Annotated in this window: 18 protein-coding genes; 9 read left to right on the top strand and 9 right to left on the bottom strand. The window is 57.8% G+C overall.

Annotated elements, in window-relative coordinates:
* Positions 1-34: 34 nt before the first annotated feature.
* The gene (locus tag HHJ16_RS13565; RefSeq protein WP_296901403.1) at positions 35-1,171 is read right to left on the bottom strand and encodes a patatin-like phospholipase family protein; all 1,137 of its coding nucleotides are present in this window, start codon (positions 1,169-1,171) and stop codon (positions 35-37) included.
* A gap of 785 nt (positions 1,172-1,956) precedes the next feature.
* On the opposite strand from HHJ16_RS13565, the gene HHJ16_RS16910 reads away from it, so the two are divergent.
* Both HHJ16_RS16910 and HHJ16_RS13555 read left to right on the top strand, forming a co-directional pair.
* Positions 1,957-2,373, top strand: a complete 417-nt coding sequence (locus HHJ16_RS16910; RefSeq protein ID WP_366557500.1) for a high-potential iron-sulfur protein — start codon at positions 1,957-1,959, stop codon at positions 2,371-2,373.
* 435 nt (positions 2,374-2,808) lie between these two features.
* Entirely contained in the window at positions 2,809-3,984 is a 1,176-nt protein-coding gene (locus tag HHJ16_RS13555) for a hypothetical protein (RefSeq protein WP_296901401.1), read from the top strand.
* An 80-nt stretch (positions 3,985-4,064) separates the two neighbouring features.
* Here the strand turns inward: HHJ16_RS13555 and HHJ16_RS13550 are convergent, their stop codons facing one another.
* Both HHJ16_RS13550 and HHJ16_RS13545 read right to left on the bottom strand, forming a co-directional pair.
* Positions 4,065-5,447, bottom strand: coding sequence for an FAD-containing oxidoreductase (locus tag HHJ16_RS13550; protein WP_296901399.1), 1,383 nt, complete (start codon positions 5,445-5,447; stop codon positions 4,065-4,067).
* A gap of 660 nt (positions 5,448-6,107) precedes the next feature.
* Positions 6,108-6,500 carry a dihydrofolate reductase family protein gene (locus tag HHJ16_RS13545; protein WP_296901397.1) on the bottom strand — a complete coding sequence of 131 codons (393 nt, stop codon included), beginning with the start codon at positions 6,498-6,500 and terminating at the stop codon, positions 6,108-6,110.
* A 705-nt stretch (positions 6,501-7,205) separates the two neighbouring features.
* Between HHJ16_RS13545 and HHJ16_RS13540 the strand changes: the two genes are divergently transcribed.
* Complete coding sequence (locus tag HHJ16_RS13540; RefSeq protein ID WP_296901395.1) at positions 7,206-8,579, top strand: chloride channel protein; 1,374 nt, start codon at positions 7,206-7,208, stop codon at positions 8,577-8,579.
* 16 nt (positions 8,580-8,595) lie between these two features.
* Here HHJ16_RS13540 and HHJ16_RS13535 read toward each other — a convergent pair whose 3' ends face one another.
* The 4 genes from HHJ16_RS13535 to HHJ16_RS13520 form a co-directional block, all read right to left on the bottom strand.
* On the bottom strand, positions 8,596-9,900 hold the full coding sequence (locus tag HHJ16_RS13535; protein ID WP_366557498.1) for a cytochrome c biogenesis protein DipZ: 1,305 nt from the start codon (positions 9,898-9,900) through the stop codon (positions 8,596-8,598).
* Between the two features lie 69 nt (positions 9,901-9,969).
* Positions 9,970-10,320: a pentapeptide MXKDX repeat protein gene (locus HHJ16_RS13530; RefSeq protein WP_296901394.1), complete on the bottom strand. Its 351-nt coding sequence runs from the start codon at positions 10,318-10,320 to the stop codon at positions 9,970-9,972.
* An 89-nt stretch (positions 10,321-10,409) separates the two neighbouring features.
* Complete coding sequence (locus HHJ16_RS13525; protein ID WP_296901392.1) at positions 10,410-11,201, bottom strand: molybdopterin-dependent oxidoreductase; 792 nt, start codon at positions 11,199-11,201, stop codon at positions 10,410-10,412.
* Positions 11,198-11,854 (bottom strand): cytochrome b/b6 domain-containing protein, encoded by a 657-nt coding sequence (locus HHJ16_RS13520; protein WP_296901390.1) that lies wholly within the window; start codon positions 11,852-11,854, stop codon positions 11,198-11,200. Before HHJ16_RS13520 ends, HHJ16_RS13525 begins: the two co-directional genes overlap by 4 nt.
* 98 nt (positions 11,855-11,952) lie before the next feature.
* Here HHJ16_RS13520 and HHJ16_RS13515 point away from each other — a divergent pair, with 98 nt between their 5' ends.
* Complete coding sequence (locus HHJ16_RS13515; RefSeq protein ID WP_296901389.1) at positions 11,953-12,672, top strand: response regulator transcription factor; 720 nt, start codon at positions 11,953-11,955, stop codon at positions 12,670-12,672.
* A complete protein-coding gene (locus HHJ16_RS13510; protein ID WP_296901388.1) occupies positions 12,669-14,147 on the top strand; it encodes a HAMP domain-containing sensor histidine kinase in 1,479 nt (492 codons plus the stop codon). The genes HHJ16_RS13515 and HHJ16_RS13510 overlap by 4 nt, the downstream gene beginning before the upstream one ends.
* Before the next feature lie 268 nt (positions 14,148-14,415).
* Here the strand turns inward: HHJ16_RS13510 and HHJ16_RS13505 are convergent, their stop codons facing one another.
* The gene (locus tag HHJ16_RS13505; RefSeq protein ID WP_296901386.1) at positions 14,416-15,315 is read right to left on the bottom strand and encodes a LysR family transcriptional regulator; all 900 of its coding nucleotides are present in this window, start codon (positions 15,313-15,315) and stop codon (positions 14,416-14,418) included.
* Between the two features lie 138 nt (positions 15,316-15,453).
* Here HHJ16_RS13505 and HHJ16_RS13500 point away from each other — a divergent pair, with 138 nt between their 5' ends.
* The 4 genes from HHJ16_RS13500 to HHJ16_RS13485 all read left to right on the top strand — a co-directional run bounded on the left by HHJ16_RS13500 (position 15,454) and on the right by HHJ16_RS13485 (position 17,599).
* Positions 15,454-16,002 carry a carboxymuconolactone decarboxylase family protein gene (locus HHJ16_RS13500; protein WP_296901384.1) on the top strand — a complete coding sequence of 183 codons (549 nt, stop codon included), beginning with the start codon at positions 15,454-15,456 and terminating at the stop codon, positions 16,000-16,002.
* 160 nt (positions 16,003-16,162) lie between these two features.
* Positions 16,163-16,645 carry a nuclear transport factor 2 family protein gene (locus HHJ16_RS13495; RefSeq protein WP_296901382.1) on the top strand — a complete coding sequence of 161 codons (483 nt, stop codon included), beginning with the start codon at positions 16,163-16,165 and terminating at the stop codon, positions 16,643-16,645.
* 4 nt (positions 16,646-16,649) lie between these two features.
* Positions 16,650-17,276 carry a pyridoxamine 5'-phosphate oxidase family protein gene (locus HHJ16_RS13490; RefSeq protein WP_366557497.1) on the top strand — a complete coding sequence of 209 codons (627 nt, stop codon included), beginning with the start codon at positions 16,650-16,652 and terminating at the stop codon, positions 17,274-17,276.
* Positions 17,277-17,419: 143 nt separating this feature from the next.
* On the top strand, positions 17,420-17,599 hold the full coding sequence (locus HHJ16_RS13485) for a hypothetical protein (protein WP_296901380.1): 180 nt from the start codon (positions 17,420-17,422) through the stop codon (positions 17,597-17,599).
* Between the two features lie 100 nt (positions 17,600-17,699).
* Here HHJ16_RS13485 and gyrB read toward each other — a convergent pair whose 3' ends face one another.
* Positions 17,700-20,324, bottom strand: a complete 2,625-nt coding sequence (gene gyrB / locus HHJ16_RS13480; RefSeq protein ID WP_296901379.1) for a DNA topoisomerase (ATP-hydrolyzing) subunit B — start codon at positions 20,322-20,324, stop codon at positions 17,700-17,702.
* Positions 20,325-20,399: the final 75 nt, after the last annotated feature.

Raw genomic sequence — 20,399 nt, 5'->3', positions numbered from 1 at the left:
GGTGAGTGGGACTAGTGGATGGGCATGAGATTGATCAGGCCAAAGAAGAGTTGGAAGGGCTATCCGAAGTGAGGTCGAAAACATGCACCCCTCCGGCGCTGCGCTCGCGCCGGATCCAGCGCGGATCATGCAATGTATGCGCCATGTCGGCCCGTCCCGCGCCCCAGTGTTCCTGCATCGACACACGCGAGAACTCATAGTCTTTTGACTGGCTTTCGTAGTGCTTGCTGCGGTAAATCAAATGCACCACTTCTACTGCATTTTCCGTGCGTACGCGCGACAGCGCACGCACGTCAGGATCGTCACGCAACCCGGGCGGGAGCTTGGCGATCAGGCGTTGTGCCGCTTGCGCGATGACCTGCAGGTTGAGCTCCATGGTAGTGTTCAATCGCGTGCGGCTGGAAAAGCGAATGTCTTTTTCTCTTTCGGTGACTTCTGCAAGCGTGGTCGGCAATGCGCCGGTGGCGGCAAACAGGTCAACCTGGAAAACAACACGTCGCCGCTTGCCCGGCTGATCGAGCACATATTGCAGCGGCGTGTTCGATACCAGCCCGCCATCCCAGTAGTATTCCCCGTCGATCTCTATCGGCGCGAAGCCCGGCGGGAGAGCGCCGCTGGCCATGATGTGCCGCACATCGATACGCTGCTTGGCCGAATCGAAATATTCGAAGTTACCCGTGCGTATGTTGACCGCACCCACTGACAATCGCACCGCGCCCGAGTTGATGCGGTCAAAGTCCACCAGACGCTCGAGCGTCTGCCGCAACGGTTCAGTGTCGTAGTAACTGATGGCCTCCAGCGTGCCGCGTGGTTGCAGCGGTGCAGGTGGAAAGCGTGGTGCAAAAAAGCCTGGCACACCAAACAACAGCACCTGGGCGGCGCTGGACTCATTCAAGGCCTGGCGGGCGGTAGCGTTGGCGGGGGTGGCAAGTGCCGGTGGCTGAAAGGATGAACTGAGTAGCTCCCAAAACTCGCGCAGTCTGGCCACGCGCCGGTCTGACGGGTTGCCAGCAATTAATGCGGCATTAACAGCACCGATCGAGATGCCGGCTAACCAGGTGGGTTGGTGGTAATGCGCACCTAGCGCCTCGAAAACACCCGCCTGGTAAGCACCAAGGGCGCCACCTCCTTGTAATACCAGGATGCATTCTTCATTATCAGGTAGGGACATTTTGTGGACTGATTTAGAAAGTCTGGAAAGACTGTTGCCAGCACATCCAGGTTATTACGGATCTTTGTGAATCGCAGGCTAAGGGGAGGTCGCAAATGCTGCTGGTGCATGCAAAGACCATTCGATGGTGAAACCAGCCAGCGGTGATTGCAGCAGACGGTGACGCCACAGCACAACGCCCGTAGCTTACCGCTGTTCGGTCGCTCTGGCCCAGCCTCCGCGAGGTGGTTTTACCCTGAGGGAAGTCAGGCTTTGGTAAGTGACCTTCCAAGGCTGCGGTTTCTCTTCATTGAAGATGAAATGTTCCAGAATGACGTCGGAAACTATTCCGCGTTCACTTGGCTGCGCAGCCCCTCCTGAAGCCAGCAGGCTCCCTTCACAGAGGTAAAGCGGGCACTGATTGACAATCAAAGTCGGTCAGCTCGTGGCTGAGTTTGTGACAAACTGAACGCTTCGGTTGGAGGGCAACGACAGTCCTGAGCAATGCCGGACAAAAGTGGGTCAGAAGACCCTGCAAATCAGTTTTCGGATTGCTAATGTGCATTGGCGCACAGACGCGGAGGATCTGTCCAGCCCACTATAAGTTATAGGATCAGTGGTGGACCCAATTCCTTGTTGCAGTTTTCTGCTGGCAGTTTGTGCTTTTACGCCACTTGAGCAGCTTGCCGAAAATTTCCATATGCTCTTGCGCGGCAAGTCTTTTGAGTTGAATCATCCTGACTGGTGACCGCAACGTTTCTTCGATAGCTGAAGGTCCAGAACTCAAACCGTTGAAAGAAATCGCTATGACTATCCTCACTTCACGTCGCCGCTTTATTGAAATCACGCCAGTAGCTGGCTTGATTCTGCTAGCGGCTTGCTCGCCAAAATCCGACCCGCCCGCAGCAGTGGTGTCAACTCCCCCGCCCGCAGTTCCTACTCCCGCAGCGGCGCCAGAACCCACCGCTGCGCCAACAACTGTCGCCACGGCGGGCTCCCCGATGGTCGATGAAAAGGATTCCCAAGCGATCACGCTTGGCTACGTGGCCGACGCCACAAGGGCTGATAAGGATAAGTTTAAATCTTACATTCCTGGCAGTCAGTGCAGCGGGTGCGCTCTATATCTCGGTAAGGCGGGTGATGCTTCCGGCGGCTGCCTGCTCTTTCAAGGCAAGAACGTGGCGGCTAGCGGTTGGTGCAGTTCCTGGGCCAAAAAAGCCTAATCAATTCACCCTTCTTGGTGCGACCGCCTGAAGTCGGTTGACTTTGTGCAGGATTATTTGCTCCTTGGGACAGAGCCTTTCAAAACGTCACAACTTGTTAAAGTCACCGCCGATTTCAGAAACACCAAAGCAACCCCCTCGGCGCCGGTACCCTTCATCGCGCAGACTTCATGTCGACAATCCTGTTTACTTGTTGATTTTCAGGTTTTGAAGGTCTGCCTTGCGAAACCATGGCTAACCGCACAAAGCGGGTAGCCATCGCTCACGCGTTTCGCATCACCGCCTGAATATTCTGGAGCCAAACGACCTCCTTGGATACCGACGGTGGAAATCTTTTCACCATTGGGAATAACTCAGCGTTGAATCCGTCTATTAGGTCAGTAAGGCCGATCCGCTCGGCTGAATTTTCGCTTTGCTAACCTACTGGAGTACCTCATGTTGAAAAAATCCCCCCTCCTTGCCTTTAGTATTTCCGCTGCATCGCTCTTGAGCGCATGCGGCGGCGGGCAATCTGATGCCGTTGCCTCGATCCAAAATATGGGCACTATTACGAAACTTGTTTCGACGGTCGCCCCCAACGGCGACGGCAACCCCTACGGACTCGCCATTGCGCCAGCCAATTACACCGGAATCAATGCCGCTACAGGCGCGAAAAACGTACTTCAGCCAGGCGATGTGCTTGTCTCGAATTTCAGTAACAGCGCCGGAGCGAATACGGGTACTACGATCATGCGCTACGTGCCAGGCACCGGCTCAATCTCGCAGTTTTATCAGGAAAAGGCCGGAGCAGGCCCTGTCGCCATGGCTATCAGTAATCTTGGCGCGACCTGGATCGCGAACTTTTTGCCCGGCTACAGCAACCCTAATGCCGGCACTACAACGGGCAACGGTAACGTGGTTGTGGTGACGCCGAACGGTACAGATTTTCCGAACGGAACTGGTGTCATCGATAACAGCAGCGGCGCAACCTTCAATCCAGTCGGGGACCAGTTCGCTGGCCCATGGGGGCAGGCATTTGGTATCAAGGCAGGTACTGCTGCACCTTACTTCTTCGTTACCCAAGTCAACTCAGGATCGATTCAGCGGCAAAAATTTGTTCCTGGCCAATTCGCGCGTGAAAGCGTCGTCACCATCGGAAAGCTTCCTGTCGGAACGAATACGCTGGATCCGACTGGTCCACAAGGCATGGTTTACGATGCGTCAACCGATGTCCTCTTCGTAGTAAGTACCGCCTCCAATAGCATTGTTGCTTTTCCGAACGCGACAACGACACCGGGGTTGGAAGCATCGACAATCGTCTATCAGGGAACGCCCCTGAACGCCCCGGTTGGGTTAACGATTAATCCGCTCACCGGCAGCCTTCTGGTAGTCAATCAGCTGGACAACAATTTGGTAGAGATACTACCTAACTCCATTAGTTCGCCCAGCGGCATACCGACCTTCAATGGTCAGTTGATCGGAGTCAAATTATTGGATAGCACGCCAGTAGACGCCGTCAAAGGAACGGGATCGGCCTTGTTTGGCGTAGCGGCAACCAAAGACGCCGCCGGAAATCTACGGGTCTACTTCACCAATTCAAATACAAATACCCTCAACGTATTTCAGAATTGAACGGCTTCGTCGCGCTTTTTTGAACGCGGGCTGCAGGCTAATACCGTTCTATTTCGGGCGACCTCAGCCACTGCAAGGTCTCACGCCTGCAGTGGCTTCAAGTCGCCGAGTAATGTGGGTATCAACTCTGACACGGTAGGATGAATATGCATCGCACGTTGAATGACCGTATAGGGTGCCTTCGCATACATGACATCCAAAAGTGCATGCACCACTTCATCGGCTTCGATGCCGAGCAGCGACGCACCGAGTATTTTTTTTGTTTCCGCATCCACTAACACTTGCATGAACCCTTGCGTCTCACTCCGCTCACGAGCCCGGCCAACTCGCGTCATCAGCATTTTCCCGGCCAGTATCTTGCGGCCGGTGGCGCGGGCTTCGTGCTCGCTCATGCCGATGCGCGCGAGTGGCGGATCGATGTACAGCGCGTAGGCGGTGATCCTGTCACTAACCCGCCTGGCGTCTCCATCGAGTAAATTGGCCGCAACAATTTCATAGTCGTTGTAGGCGGTGTGCGTAAACGCGCCGCGACAATTGGCGTCGCCCAGCGCGTAGACGCCGGACACGCTGGTAGCGAGTTGGTCGTCCACGACAATGAATCCACGCTCATCGGTTTTAATGCCAGTCTGGTCCAGCCCCAAATCACCCGTGTTGGGCACGCGTCCAACGCCTAGCAACAGATGAGAGCCGCTGAGTTCAACGGCAGCTCCGTCGCACACCGCACTCAGGAGGATCACTTTGCCCGCTTGGCTGACGCGCAGACTACTGGCATTTAACCGGAACTTGACGCCTTCGTCTTCAAGGATGCGTTGCACGGTGAGCGACACATCATCGTCCTCGCGCCCAATCAGTTTCGGGCCCGCTTCGATCACGGTCACTTCGCTGCCGAAGCGCCGGTACATTTGGGCAAACTCAAGCCCAATGTAACTTCCCCCAACAATCAGCAGATGGGCTGGCAACACATCGACATCCATGACGCTAGAGCTGGTCAGGTAATCAATTTCCGACAAACCGGGCATGGCCGGAATCAGCGGACGGGCACCGACATTGATAAATATTTGTGGTGCCTCGAGGGTGAGGCCATTGACCGCGACAGCATGGTCGCCAACGAAACGTGCGTGGCCTTCAATAACCGTCAGGTTTGCGGTGCTTTTGAGCCACTTGGTCACCCCCTCATTGGATTGCTTGACGACGGCATCCTTGCGCGCCTTGACGCGCGCCATGTCGATCCGCACCGGCCCCTCAATCATCACGCCATAGTCCGCGCCATGACGCGCTACATGAGCAGCACGTGCGCTCGCTATCAGCGTTTTGCTGGGGACGCACCCGACGTTTACGCAAGTTCCACCGAACAGCTTGCGTTCAATGATGGCGGTCTTCTTTCCCGAATTTGCAAGCCGTACCGCCAAGGAGGGCCCAGCTTGCCCGGTACCGATGACAATGGCGTCGTAATGTTCCGTCATTTAAGTTCCTTAAGTCGGTGATCAATCGGATGAATGCAGGCAGTAATGCGTGTGGTCAACGATTGGCGGGCGGGATCAGGCTCTTCGAGTCAAATTCAGTACGAAAATCCCTTACAGATTAATAAAATTTTTGCACGATACGAGAAACCTTGCAAAACTTTTGAGAATCGACAAACCGACAGCTCTGTAGGTTCTCAAAATTCTTGCAAAAGGAGCCGACGAAAAATCAACAGCTTTTGTAGTAGTTTTTGGAATGACGAATCAAGAATTCTCAAAATTACTAAAAAAATCCTAATCAACAAAGGAGCCCCATAAAGTCGAATCTGTCTTTTGGACTCCTGACCATTGGTCGCTGGCCCGCTCCAACAAAATGCTATGGCAATAAAGTTTGTAGGTTCCTCAGGCGCAGCTGCAAACGCTGACTGCCAGCAACTGTACTCGTTTTCTAAATGACTCAGAAAGACTGATTGCTGTCAGCTAGCTTGCCGAACTGCCTAAGCGAAACCGGCCGTTCATGTAGGCCTTGGGGGGACGGCAATCTGGCGATGATTTCGCCAAACCCAGTGTCAGAACTCGCCACCAGAGCGGGCCGTTCCCGTCGCTTTGGGCCCAACCCAAGACCAGGCTTCAGCGGCGATTTCCATCCAGCGAGTCGCGGGGTTAGGCAGGAACGCAGGTCAACCTGATCACATCCTCGACAATCCGATCATGAGTCACCAGGCGAAGCGGCGGCCGAGCTCCGGCGAAATAGGGCTTGCAGTGACCCTTCACGATGGGGTGCAGGCAGATTCGATACTCATCGATCAGGCCAAGTTCGGTGAGGCTTTGCGCCAGGTCCGGGCCGGCAACTTCAATCTCCCCTTCGCGCCCGGCCTTCAGTTCGCGGATCAAGCCCACGAGATCATCCTCAACCAGCGTGGCGTTGGGGCCGACCGACTTCCACGCGCGCGAGACGACCCATTTCGGCTGCTTTCGCCACGCCGCCGCGAATGCGTGCCCCGCTGCAGCCCACTCAGGATGATCGTCGTCCCAGTAACGCATGACCTCATACATCTGGCGACCGTACACACTGCCCGCCTGCCCCTATGCCTCCTCGATGAAGTGGCGGAAGCGCGTAGGGCTTGGCCATACCACTTCATTTCCTCACGCGGCGCATCCGCGCGGCTCTGATTGCGTTATGCAATCAGTTGTAAGCTCGATCGACTGATTTTACAAAGAACCAATATCGCTTGTGGCCTGACAAGAGCCAGTCGACCTCCGGAACGGCTTGCTGCATTCCCGACATTGGAACCAGCAGCTCGACCGTCGGCAATGGGGCGTCGATTTCGATGATCGCTGCACCCGCACCCGACCAAGAGCGGTCATCCCCCTGCCGCGCCCCTCAGGGGGATGCGGTTTCGACTGGCACTAGGATGGCATTGCCGGTAGCGACAAGCTTTTCAGACTTCCCGGCAGCAGTGTCGCCTACGGCGTACAGCACAGCAGTGCTACAGCCTCGCAGCTTGATCACCAGGTGAGCGACGCAACTTCTTCTGGTCCGATTCCACTATCTCGACAAAACCAATCCTGGTCGTTACGGAGCCGCGAGGCGGCCCGACCATCACAATACCTGATACGCCCGATCCGGCATACCACCCGGCCGTGACTTTAAGCCAAGCCCGCTTCCTCCTATTGAATCTGGCTGGCACTTATGATGACGATCGATTGTCAAATGCAAGCGAACATCACTGCGCGCAGTGTCAGAATCGCAGAAGACCCATGAATCACGAACCTGACTTCCTTGCAAACCTCCGCGGCGAGTTCTCCGACTGGCGCGTCTGGCGGGACCGCACCATCGTGCTGGCTTACGCCATTGCCTCTGGGCTTTTTGTTGTCGGCTTCACGGTGGCAGTAGAGTGGGTTTTTCGGCTCTTTGAACAACTCCATCATCGTGTGCCGTGGGCGGTTCTTCTGTGGACGCCTACAGTGACCGCCTTCATCGTGTGGACCACTCGCCGCTGGTTTCCGACCGCCGGTGGGTCCGGAATTCCCCAGGTCAAGGCGGCCCTGGATCCAGCGCTGCCGGTCGGGCAAGCCAGCGCCTTTGCTTCATTGCGCCTGACCCTTGCCAAGATCGGGCTTAGCGTGGCAGGTTTTGCAGCCGGCCTGTCCATCGGACGCGAAGGGCCGTCGGTGCAGGTCGCGGCAGGCGTGATGCAGCACGCCAGGAGGTGGCTCTCGCCGGGCAGCAGCATCGACGCGCGGGCCTTGCTGATCGCCGGCGGTGCGGCGGGCATCGCCGCTGCCTTCAATGCCCCGCTGGCCGGCGTCGTGTTTGCCATCGAAGAACTGTCGGGGCGCATGGAGTGGCGCGCCAGCGGCGTCATCATCACAGCCATCGTGCTGGCCGGGCTGATGGCTGTTTCCGCATTTGGCAACCTGAGCTATTTCGGAGTTATTCGCGTCCCCAACCTGGGCTGGACCCTGCTGGGTCCCGGCCTTCTGGTCGCGCTTGCCAGCGGCGTGGCCGGCGGCCTGTTCGCGCGACTGATGATTGCCTCGCTCGCCGGATCGCCCGAGCGATTCAACCGCTGGCGCGCGCGTTGGCCTGTGCGATTCGCTGCCGCTACGGCGTTGGTGGTCGCCCTGATCGGGCTGGTGACGGGCGGGGTCACTTTCGGCGCAGGGTCAGAAGCCGTCAAGAAGATGCTGAGCGGTCATGACGAGTTGACGCCCATCTATACCCTGCTCAAGTTCATCGCGACCTGGCTGACGGCCTGGTGCGGCGTGCCGGGCGGCATTTTTGCGCCATCACTGTCGATTGGTGCAGGCATCGGCGACGGCATCGCACAGTTCGTTGGTGGCGACCTCGGACCTGCGCTCATTGCAATGGGCATGGCCGGCTTCCTGGCCGCGGTCACGCAGGCGCCGCTAACGGCCTTCATCATCGTGATGGAAATGGTCGACGGCCATTCGATGGTGCTCAGCCTGATGGCTAGCGCGATGCTCGCCAGCCTCGTGTCGCGGATGATCAGCCGGCCGCTCTACGACACGCTGGCACATCACATGGTTCTGGCCGCTACTTCCAGGAACGCCACGGACGCGCCGGACCTTGTTCCCGCCGCAGCCGAACCACCATCCCGGGAATCCTGAATGTCCAGCGAACGCCTTAGCTCTTAGATGCTGCCGCATCCTTTCGAGCCTCTTCCAGCAGGCTGCGGATGACCTCTTCGGATGTCTCGTAGTTGCCTTCACCGAAATGGTGGAAGCGGATACGGCCTCGCGCATCCACAAAATAGTGGGCGGGCCAGTAGTTGTTGCTGAAGGCGCGCCAGATGGTGAAGTTATTGTCGACCGCCACGGGGAATGTGATGCCGAGGTCAACCAGTGCTTTTTTCACGTTCCCTAGATTTTTCTCGTAGGCGAATTCGGGGGAATGCACCCCGACTACGATTAGCCCCTGGTCTTTGTACTTGCGCTCCCATTCACGCACATGTGGCAGGGCGTTGCGGCAGTTGATGCAGCCGAAGGTCCAGAAGTCCACCAGCACCACCTTGCCACGTAACTGCGCGGCCGACAGGGGTGGAGAATTCAGCCACGCCGTGGCCCCGTCTAGCGATGGCAGTGCGCCTTCGACGGGAAGCGCGGGCGCGGCTCCTGGTGTGAAGCCACCGGTCCTCAGCAGGTAACGGGAGTCGATTGCATTCCAGCCGATTGCGTTTGTGGGCGATGCGCGCGGCGGCATGGGTCCCAACCGCTTCATCAGCGCTTTTTCAATGGCCTCCCCGCCGCCGGAAGACAGTTGGGCCAGCAGTCCCGTGTCCAGTCCCAATGCCACGGCTGTTACGCCGGCCAGGACCGCCACACCCAGCCCGCGTCGGACCCATTCCCCGGCACCGAGCTTGCGCTTGAGGGCGGCAAAAACTTGGTCACCGGCAAATAAAACCCCAGCCAGTGAGGTCACGGCACCGGCGCCAAAGGCCAGCAGCAGCAGAGAAGTGCGCACGCTCGGGCCTTGCAGCGCGGCGCCGGTGAGAATCAGCCCGAGGATAGGGCCGGCACAGGGTGCCCAGAGTAGTCCGGTGGCCACGCCAAGTAGAAAAGACGACCAAACCGGCCGCCCCGTAGACTCCGCAGCCGGCCTTGTATGGTTTGCCAGGCGTGAACCCATGGCAACAAGTGGCTGTGTCAATCTTGCCGCCAACTGCGGAGCCAATAGCGACACCCCCATCAGCACCAGCACCGCGTAAGCCATCAGCCGGCCATACTCGTTGGTTTGTACCGCCCAGTCGCCAGCCACGGCGGCCAGGGTACCGACGGCCGCAAAGGTCACGGCCATCCCGGCGAGCAGTGGCAGGCCGCTTTGCCTGAATGGCCGGTCCGCCCGCGCGAAGACGAAAGGCAGGACGGGCAAGATGCACGGCGCGAGGATAGTCAGCGCGCCGCCCAGGTAGGACAGCAGAAAGAACGTCATATGACCTCCGGGGTCAATGCTGTGGGACTGACCGATTTACCGCATTGATTGGCTTAAGGACGCGGTGGGTTACTTCTTCATCTCGTCTTTTTTCATGGCGTCGTCCTTGCCCATCGCATCCTTTGCCATGCTGTCCTTCTTCATGGCATCTTTGGACATGTGGTCCTTCTTCATAGCGTCCTTGGACATGTGGTCCTTCTTCATAGCGTCCTTGGACATGTGGTCCTTCTTCATAGCGTCCTTGGACATGTGGTCCTTCTTCATAGCGTCCTTGCCCATGGCGTCTTTCGCCATCGCATCGCCCTTGTCGGCCATGCCGTCTTTGCCCATGGCGTCTTTTTGCATGGCGTCTTGCGCGAAAGCGGAGACGGAAGCGATGGCTATGCAAGAGGCCAGGATGGTTGCAGTGAACTTGTTCATATCGATTTCCTTCGGGATCAGTTTAAAAATGGCACCGTTCTGAATGAACTCGTACCCTACGTTCCAACATGACCGGGCGCCTTAGGCGCTCAGCTTCCGCCGAACCAGTTGTAGCCCTGGTCTTCCCAGTAGCCGCCAGGGTAGGTGTTCGTGACGAACATCGCCTGGATGTATTTTGGATTCTTGTAGCCCAGCTTGGTAGGCATGCGCAGCTTCATCGGGAAGCCATATTTCGGCGGCAATGGCTGACCGTCATAGGTCAGCGTCAGCAGCGTCTGCGGATGCAGCGCAGTTGCCATGTCGATGCTGGTGTAGTAGTCGTCGGCGCACCTGAAGCCGATATATTTCGCTGTGGTGTCCGCACCGATGCGCGCCAGGAAGTCGGCGAAATGTACGCCGCCCCATTTGCCGATGGCGCTCCAGCCTTCCACGCAGATGTGGCGGGTGACCTGGTCTTGCTGCTGCATGGCGCGTAGTTCGGTCAAGGTCCAGCTTTTTCTGTCGGCAACGAGGCCCGCAACTTCAAGCTTATAGCCGGCCTCCTTGACGAGGCGAATTTCATCCTCGCCGTAATAGGCATTGAAGGGAAAGGGCCGCGTGATCATCGACTCCGGATAGGTTGGCGCCAGGGCGTTGGGATTGAAGATCAGGCCTTGCACCTTGTCGTTGAACCGCGAAATCTTTGTCAGGGCGGCCTCGACGCCAGCGTTGTCGCTGATGCTGCAGCCGGTCAGCAACGACAGTCCGCCCATGGTCAGCGATCGTTGCAGGAAGGCCCGGCGCGCGGGTTGCTCGATGCGGCGGCCGATGAGCTGGCGAGCTTCGGCAAGGGCGGCATCGCTGTCGACACCGACCAGCGGGGGACGCTTAAAAATTCTCATGCGAGGTTACCTCCGTGTTTTGGGTCGTGTGCGGCCTTGCCTGCACGGCCGCTCACCATGGCTAGCAGGGTGCGCGGCACCAGGGCCACCATGATCAGGTGCAGCGCCACGAACCCTACCAGCGCGGCCATTGCAAAGAAGTGGATACGGCGCGAGAACTCATAACCGCCGAGCAGGTCACGCAGCAGGCTGAACTGCACCGATTTCCAGAGCACCAGGCCGGAGAGCACCAGCACGATGATGTCGAGCATCACAAACAGATAGGCCAAACGCTGCACGTTGTTGTAGCGGCGCGGGTCAGCATGAGACAGCTTGCCGCGCAGCGCTGCTGCCATGTCTTGCAACACGCCCCGGGGCGACAACGGAAAGAACTTTATGCGCAGCCTGCCGCTGAAAATATTGAGAGCAAGGTAAACCATACCGTTGAATGCAAGCAACCACATCGCGGCAAAATGCCACTGCAGCGCTCCGCCCAGCCAGCCGCCCAGAGTGATCACGGCCGGGATGTTGAACGGAAAAAACGGCGCGGCGTTGTAGATGCGCCAGCCACTGGTCACCAGCACCAGCACGGCCAGCGCATTGAGCCAGTGGGTGGCGCGCATCCACAGCGGGTGGATGGGCGCATGCCGGGAAGCGGTGTTTGCGGTGTTCATGGCCTGCATTATTAGGCCAGTCCGGTCTCCAATTCATCACGAAGAGTTCAATTAATTGTGATAACTTAATTCAGCGCCGCAGCCCATAATCGTCAGTCATGGAACAATCCAAACGCGTTCTGATCGTCGAGGACGATCCCCACATTGCAGAGCTACTGCGCATGCATCTGCACGACGAAGGCTACGCAGTCGTGCATGCGGCCGACGGCCATGCCGGCGTGCGCGAACTCGAACGCGGAAGCTGGGACGCACTGATTCTGGATCTCATGCTGCCAGGCATTGACGGGCTGGAAATTTGCCGCCGCGCCCGCGTCATGACGCGCTACACACCCATCATCATCATTAGCGCCCGTTCCAGCGAAGTACATCGAATCCTCGGCCTGGAGCTAGGTGCGGACGACTATCTGGCCAAGCCTTTTTCAGTGCTGGAGCTAGTGGCTCGCGTGAGAGCGCTGTTGCGGCGCACCGATGCGCTCGCCCGCAATGCACGCGGCGACTCGGGTCGGCTCGAACTCGGCAAGCTCAGCATTGACCCGATTGAGCGCCAGGTGCAGATCGAAGGCAAACCCGTGGAACTGACACCGCGTGAATTCGATCTGCTTTATTTTTTTGCGCGGCATCCGGGCCGCGTTTTTTCACGCCTGGAATTGCTCAACCAGGTCTGGGGTTATCAGCACGACGGCTACGAACACACAGTCAATACCCACATCAATCGGCTACGCATCAAGGTTGAGGCCAACGCGGCCGAGCCTCGCAGCATTCTCACGGTGTGGGGCCGTGGCTACAAGCTGGTCGCGCCTGAAGAGGCCACACCATGAGGTGGCGCATTCTGTCCAGGCTTTCGCTGTCGCAGCGTCTGTCGATAGTCTTTGCCGCGTTGTTGCTGGCCTGTTGCGGCGCCTCCTTGTGGTTGCAGGTGCGCGCCAACGTGCAGCATGAGCAGGAGGTGACACAGCGCCTGTCGCTGGGTCTGGCCGCACACATTGCCGATAATTCGGCCCTGATGGCGCCCAGCGGCCTCAACGATGCAGCCGTAAAAGACCTCTTCGACAAGCTAATGGCCGTCAACCCGAGCGTCGAGGTCTACTTGCTGTCGATGGACGGACGCATCCAGGCGCAGGCGGCCCCGGCCGGGCACCTCAAGCGGGACCGTGTGGATATCACTCCCATCCGCGCACTTCTTGCCGGCGGCCGGTTGCCGGTGTTGGGCGACGACCCCCGCAGCGCCGACGGAACGCGCAAGGTCTTTAGCGCGGCGCCGCTGCGCATCGACGGGCGCGATGCCGGCTATGTGTATGTGGTTCTTATCGGGGAAGATCGGGATACCGTCGCGGCAGGTCTGCAGGCCGGCAGGATGTGGCGTTACTTGCTCTGGTCAATGTCCCTGGTAACGGGACTGGGCCTGCTGGCAGGTCTTATCGCGTTCAGGCTGATTACACGGCCGCTGCGGCGCCTGACAAGCGCGGTCCAGCAATTTGAAACCGGCGGGCTGATCGCGCTCGACAGCGCGGTCCCAGCGCTGAACGAGGCCTCCAGCGGCGGCGGCGAAATCGCTACGCTGGGCCAGGTCTTTACACGAATGACCCAGCGCATCGCAGAGCAATGGCGAGAGCTGACACTTCAGGACCAGCAACGGCGCGAACTGTTTGCCAACATATCGCACGACCTGCGCACTCCCTTAACCTCCCTGCACGGCTACCTCGAAACGTTGTTGCTCAAAGCCGATACGCTGAGCGCTGATGACAGGCGGCGCTACCTCGAAATCGCGCTCGGCCAAAGCAGCAAGGTCGGCCGGCTTGCACAAGAACTGTTCGAACTCGCGCGGCTTGAATACGGCGTTGTCAAGCCGGAGATGGAAAGTTTTGCGCTGCCCGACCTGGTGCAGGACGTGTTCCAGAAGTTCGAACTGGCCGCCGAGGCGCGCGGCCAACGTCTGGTGCCCGACATCGCACCAGGATTGCCCGTGGTCACCGCCGACCTGGGCATGATCGAGCGCGTGCTGACCAACTTGCTCGACAATGCCATCCGCCACTCGCCCGAAGGCGGCGAAATCGTCGTTCAGTTGCGCGCCGAAGGCCGGGGGGTTCGTGTCGAGATCAGCGACACAGGCCCTGGCATTCCAGGCGAACTGCGTAACAAGCTTTTCATGCGCCCGGTGTTCTCGACGGCAGGCGGACGAGCCGGCGGACTCGGCTTGGTCATCGTCAAACGCATTCTGCAATTACACGACAGCGAGATTGAGTTAATTCAGCGCGAACGCAAGGGAGCCGTTTTCTCGTTTTCGTTAGGCTGATTCGATGACATAGGACGGGCTATGTCTGGTCTTCAACTCCACACACTTAGTTTTTAATCAGACTGACATCCTTGGCTCACTCAGTCCCCATCGACTACCGGGCGAGCCTTGGTTTCCCGGCATAACCCGGTCCAAGTTTTACGCCGCATCCCCGGTTCGGTTCGGATTCAGTCATACGCCGTTCGTGGCATTCGGCAAGGTGCGCCTGTCTGCGCGCGCCTTGCTGGCTTGACATCCATCGGCCGCTGCCAGAGAACACTTCGAACCGCTAGTTCAGCGTAGCGTCTTGCCGCAGGCGCTCAATCGTCAGGTCCAAAAACGCCCGCACACGTTGTGGCGCCTGCCGGCCCTCTCTGTGCACCACGTGGATGGGCAACGTTGCGGGCTCAAAGTCCGCTAAGACCGTCTTGAGTCTACCGCTGCGCAAATGCTCCGCAACCTGGTAGGACAAGAGTCTCGTCAGGCCAAAGCCACTGGCTGCCGCATTCACTGCAGAGTCATTGGTTGTCGTAATCATGCGGGCCTGTAGCCGTATGCTGCGCAGTTCTCCTTTGTCCATTAGTTTCCACTCGGGATTGGGCGTGATACTGCTCGCCGAAATGATGGTGTGGGCATGCAGATCGTCGGGTTTAGTCGGTATGCCCTGCCGGGCAAGATAGTCCGGGGACGCGCAAATCACGCGCCGCACTTGCCCGACCCTGGTCGCCTGCATGCCGGAATCCGGCAGTTCTCCTATGCGCACCGCGACATCCACGCCTTCATCGAGCAGGTTAACCACGCGGTCCAAAAAGAGACAGGAGGCACTGACATCCGGATAGCGGCTTAGGTACTCGGTCACGATGGGCGTCACAAACAGGCTGCCGAACAGCATCGGTGCGGTGACGGTCAAGCGTCCGCGTGGGGATGAGTGCATACCAGTAACCGACTCATCCGCCTCCAGCATTTCCGCCAGAATGCGCCGGCAATCCTGTACATAGCGCTCCCCCGCATCCGTGACCCGCACGCTGCGCGTGGTCCGCATCAGAAGCCGAAGCCCCAGATGCGTTTCCAGATCATTGATGGCCCGCGTGACCGCCGGCGGCGACATGTGCAGCTTGCGCGCGGCGCCGGCCAGGCCTTGGCAATCCACAACGGCGATAAAAACGTTGAGGAGGTGAAATCTATCCATGGAATTCCGTTAAATGGAAGAGTGAATTAATTTTATCGGTGATTCTCTACATTGGTCAAACTAAATACAGTTCACCCATTCGCTACACAACGCAGCGAAGATCGGTTCCGAAACTCTTAACCCTTAAAGGAATTCACTATGTCCCGTCTCAGCATCCCCACCGTCGACAACTCCGTAGCGGGCTCCAAGCCATTGCTAGCAGCGGTTCTCAAACAACTGGGCGTAGTACCCAATCTGATGAAGCTGGTCGGCCACAGCCCTGCAGCTCTTGAAGGCTATCTCGCTCTGAACGGCGCACTGGGTAAGGGCAAGTTGAGCGTTCAATTGCGCGAACGTATTGCATTGGCCGTTGCCGAATACAACGGCTGCGACTACTGCCTGTCGGCCCATGACTACCTGGGGCAGAACGTGGCCAAGCTCAGCCGCGCTGAACTGGATGCCGCCCGCGAGGGCCGCTCGGAAGACGCCAGCACAAAAGCGGCCCTGCAATTTGCGCTGCGCGTGGCGCAGTCTCGCGGACGTGTCAGCGACGCCGACATCGCCACACTGCGTCTGGCCGGTTTTGATGAGGCCGCCGTGATTGAAATCGTCGCCAACGTTGCCGTTAATGTGCTGACCAACTACATCAACAACGTAGCCCAAACAGACATCGATTTTCCGGTCGTGAACGCCAAGCTGGCCGCCTGAAAAGGCAGGGGTGCCGCCCACGACGGCACCCCTAACAGAACCATTCACGCACTCCTCAACAAGGAGACAACATGAATCTCGACACCGCCGTTTGAACCCACGCTCTGCGGAAAACGAAACTCTGCATTGCAATATCTAAACGAACACCTGCCAGCTCACCATGAATACAAGTACTTCCCCTTCCCGGCCACCTTCGCCGCCATTCACCTTCGATTCAGCCACACTAAAGGTGCGACTGGCTGAGGATGCATGGAACTCGCGCGATCCTGCTCGGGTGGCGCTGGCTTACACCGCAGCGAGCCAATGGCGTAACCGCTCGGAATTTGTCATTGGTCGTGGCGCCATTCAGGTATTTCTCAATGCCAAGTGGGCGCGCGAGCACGAATATCGCCTGGTCAAGGAGTTATGGGCATTCCATTCCAACCGCATCGCCGCCCGGTTTTGTTATGAATGGCATGACCACAACGGTCAATGGTTCAGAAGCTACGGCAACGAAAACTGGGAATTTGACGCAAACGGTTTGATGCAATTGCGTCTGGCCAGCATCAACGATCTGACTATCTCGGCGTCCGAGCGCAAGTTGCTATGGTCACTGGGGCGACGGCCAGACGACCATCCGTCACTAAGCCAGATGGGGCTGTAAGACCGTGTCCAGCAGTTCACGCTATTCCAGCGACGTCGCCTTCACGCCGGCGGTTAAGGCCATTCAAATGCGCAAGGGCTCCCGCCACGCCTATGCACGCATGGAACAACGTGGCTCCTGGGCGACCTCCATTACACCCGAGCTGCAGGACTTTATATCGGCCCAAACCAGCGTCTATCTGGCCACAGTGAGCGCCGACGGACAACCCTATATCCAGCACCGAGGTGGTCCAGCAGGCTTTCTGCGTGTACTGGGTGCGCACACGCTGGCCTTTGCTGACTACTCGGGCAACAAGCAATACATCTCCACGGGCAACCTGTCCGAGAGTTCCAAGGCCCACCTGTTCCTGATGGACTACGCGCATCGGCAGCGCATCAAAATTTGGGGCAATGCCAAGGTAGTGGAAGACGATGCCGAACTCCTTGACGAGCTGATGCCTGCGCACTACAGCGCAAAGGCGGAGCAGGTCATTGTCTTCACGGTGACGGCTTGGGATGCCAACTGCCCACAGCACATACCGGTGCGCTTTGATGCCGTATCGGTACAGGTTGCGCTGGACCAGCGCGACCAACGCATTCAGGAGCTTGAAGCAATGATTGCAAAACTGCGCCCGGAAGGCGGCGGCGCATGACTTCCGTAGTGCAATGGCATGGGATCAAAATAAGCGACCGTCGTTTTGTAAGAACTTTACTCATCAACGGACTGACTCGCAAGGCGCACAGCATGCGCAAGGGCGCTGAACCAATCCCAATGAGTTCACACTAAAGGCAGCACATGGATATCGATGAGGACATCATCCATCCGGCCTCGTTGAGCGTTGCGCGCTGGGTCAACGCCCTCGCCCTCGCCGTCGCGGTTCTGGTCATGAGTGGCTGGAAGATCGATAACGCAACGGTCTTTCTTGGCTCACTCAGTCCCCTCGAATACCGAGCAAGCCTCGGACTTACGGCATAACCCAGTCCAAGCATTCCGCCGCACCCTCGCACTGTCAAGATTCAAACGGCGCCAACAAGTTGTGAGAATTTTTGCAGTAATTCTCAGAATTACTACAAGCTCAAATATCGATATTAGCCGCCCTAAGCGCATTTTTTTCAATAAATTCACGGCGTGGTTCCACTTCGTCACCCATTAGCATGGTGAATACACGGTCGGCTTCAATGGCGTCGTCAATCTGAACTTTGAGCAAGCGACGCACTTTGGGATCCATCGTGGTTTCCCATAGTTGGGCGGGGTTCATCTCGCCCAGACCTTTGTAGCGCTGGCGAGCGGTGGCGTTCTCGGCTTGACCGATCAACCAGCGCATGGCTTGGCGAAAGTCGCTGATCTTTTCTTCTTTTTGGCGCTCGCCCTCGCCGCGCATCACTTTGGCGCCGTCGCTGATCAAGTCCTTGAACGTCGTGGCAGCTTCAGCCAATGTGGCGTAGTCGGCGCCGTGCACGAACTCTTGTGTCAGCACACTACTTTTCACATTGCCGTGATGGCGGCGGCTGATGCGCAAAATGGGTTTGTCAGTGCGTGCATCAAACTCGCTCGCCACATCGGCAGGTGCGCCAGATACGTTCAACTCCCGCAGCTTTGTTTGCAACGCCATCGCCGACACTTCCGTATCCGCCACGGTATCGAGATTCAACGACACACCATCGGCAATGGCACGCAGGGCTTCGGCATCCATAAAGCCGCTAAGGCGATTGATCACCGACTCAGTGACCTGGTGTCTTCGCGCCAGATCGGCCAGCGCGTCGCCTGTCAGCACGGAGTTTTCGCCGGCGCCAGTCTGCACCGAGGCATCTTTCAAGGCAATTCGCAGCAAAAAGCTGTCAAGTGCCGCGGTGTCTTTCAGGTATTGTTCTTCCTTGCCCGCCTTGACCTTGTACAGCGGTGGCTGTGCGATGTAGATGTGACCACGCTCTACCAGTTCAGGCATCTGACGGTAAAAGAAGGTAAGCAGCAGCGTACGAATGTGCGCGCCGTCGACGTCGGCGTCGGTCATGATGATGATGCGGTGATAGCGCAGCTTGGCGACATTAAAGTCGTCCACGCCGGGCGTGCCCCCAACGCCACCGCCTTTACCAATGCCGGTGCCCAGGGCGGTGATCAATATCAAAATTTCATTACTGGTCAGCAGCTTTTCATAACGCGCTTTTTCCACATTCAGGATTTTCCCGCGCAGAGGCAGGATGGCCTGAAATTTACGATCACGGCCTTGCTTGGCTGAACCACCCGCGGAGTCCCCCTCGACCAGGTAGATTTCACAGCCAGCGGGATCCTTTTCCTGGCAGTCAGCCAATTTCCCCGGAAGGCCCATGCCGTCCAGAACGCCTTTGCGACGTGTCAGATCGCGCGCTTTGCGAGCGGCTTCGCGGGCACGCGCCGCTTCAATGATCTTTCCGACGATGATCTTGGCGTCAGTGGGGCGTTCCTGCAAGTAGTCATGCAGCAGCCGGCTCACAATGTCTTCGACGGGACCGCGCACTTCACTCGACACGAGCTTGTCCTTGGTCTGACTGGAGAACTTAGGTTCGGGCACCTTCACACTCAGAACGCAACACAAGCCTTCGCGCATGTCATCGCCTGTGACTTCCACTTTGGCCTTTTTGGCCAATTCGCTGTCGTCGATGTATTTATTAATCACGCGCGTCATCGCTGCGCGAAGGCCGGTCAGGTGGGTACCCCCGTCGCGTTGGGGAATGTTGTTGGTAAAGCAAAGCACCTGCTCGCTGTAGCCACTGTTCCACTGCATCGCCACTTCCACACCGATGTTGGTACCCTGGTCACTCTGCCGGTCACCCATCGCGGCAAACACGTTGGGGTGAAGTACCGTTTTACCTTTGTTAATAAACGCCACGAAGCCTTTGACACCATCGGCACCGGCGAAGTCATCTTCCTTGCCAGTGCGCTCGTCTTTAAGGCGAATCTTAACGCCGTTATTCAGGAAACTCAGCTCGCGCAGCCGTTTGCTCAAAATCTCATAGTGAAAATCGTTGTTTTCCTTAAAGATGTCGGTGTCGGGCAAAAAGTGGACTTCCGTGCCGCGCTTGTCGGTCGGGCCCATCACTTTCATGGGGGAGACTTCAACGCCGCCGACCGTCTCGACGAGACGATTTTGCACAAAGCCTTTGGAGAACTCCATGACATGGACTTTGCCGTCACGGCGAATCGTAAGACGCAACATTTTTGACAGTGCATTCACACAACTCACGCCCACCCCATGCAGGCCGCCGGACACTTTGTAGCTGTTCTGGTTGAACTTGCCGCCAGCGTGTAGTTCCGTCAGCGCGATCTCGGCCGCAGAGCGCTTGGGCTCATGCTTGTCGTCCATCTTCACACCGGTTGGAATGCCGCGCCCGTTATCCACCACACTGATGGAATTGTCGGTGTGGATGGTGACAAGGATATTGTCGCAATGGCCTGCCAGTGATTCGTCAATCGAGTTGTCGACGACCTCAAACACCAGGTGGTGCAGGCCCGTGCCATCAGACGTGTCTCCAATGTACATGCCGGGTCGCTTGCGCACCGCCTCTAGGCCTTCCAATATCTGGATCGAGCCTTCTCCATAGGCTTCTGATGCCCCTGCCTGATTGCTATCGATTTTCGGCTGGAAATTGGAGCTTCCCTCCACTGCGTCACCCTCGGTGACGTGAACTTGATCGGCTTCGTTCGGTTTGTTTTCTTCAGTCATGACCCGCTTTTCTCAATCTCTTGAATGACCAAACCCGCGTAGGCTCGCGGGTCTGTTTGTAATTTTTGACCTGTT

The organism is Polaromonas sp. (assembly GCF_012927485.1).
Taxonomy (GTDB): Bacteria; Pseudomonadota; Gammaproteobacteria; order Burkholderiales; family Burkholderiaceae_C; genus Polaromonas.
The sequence above is the reverse complement of the archived record's forward strand: the minus strand, read 5'-3'. Positions and strand labels throughout refer to the sequence as shown.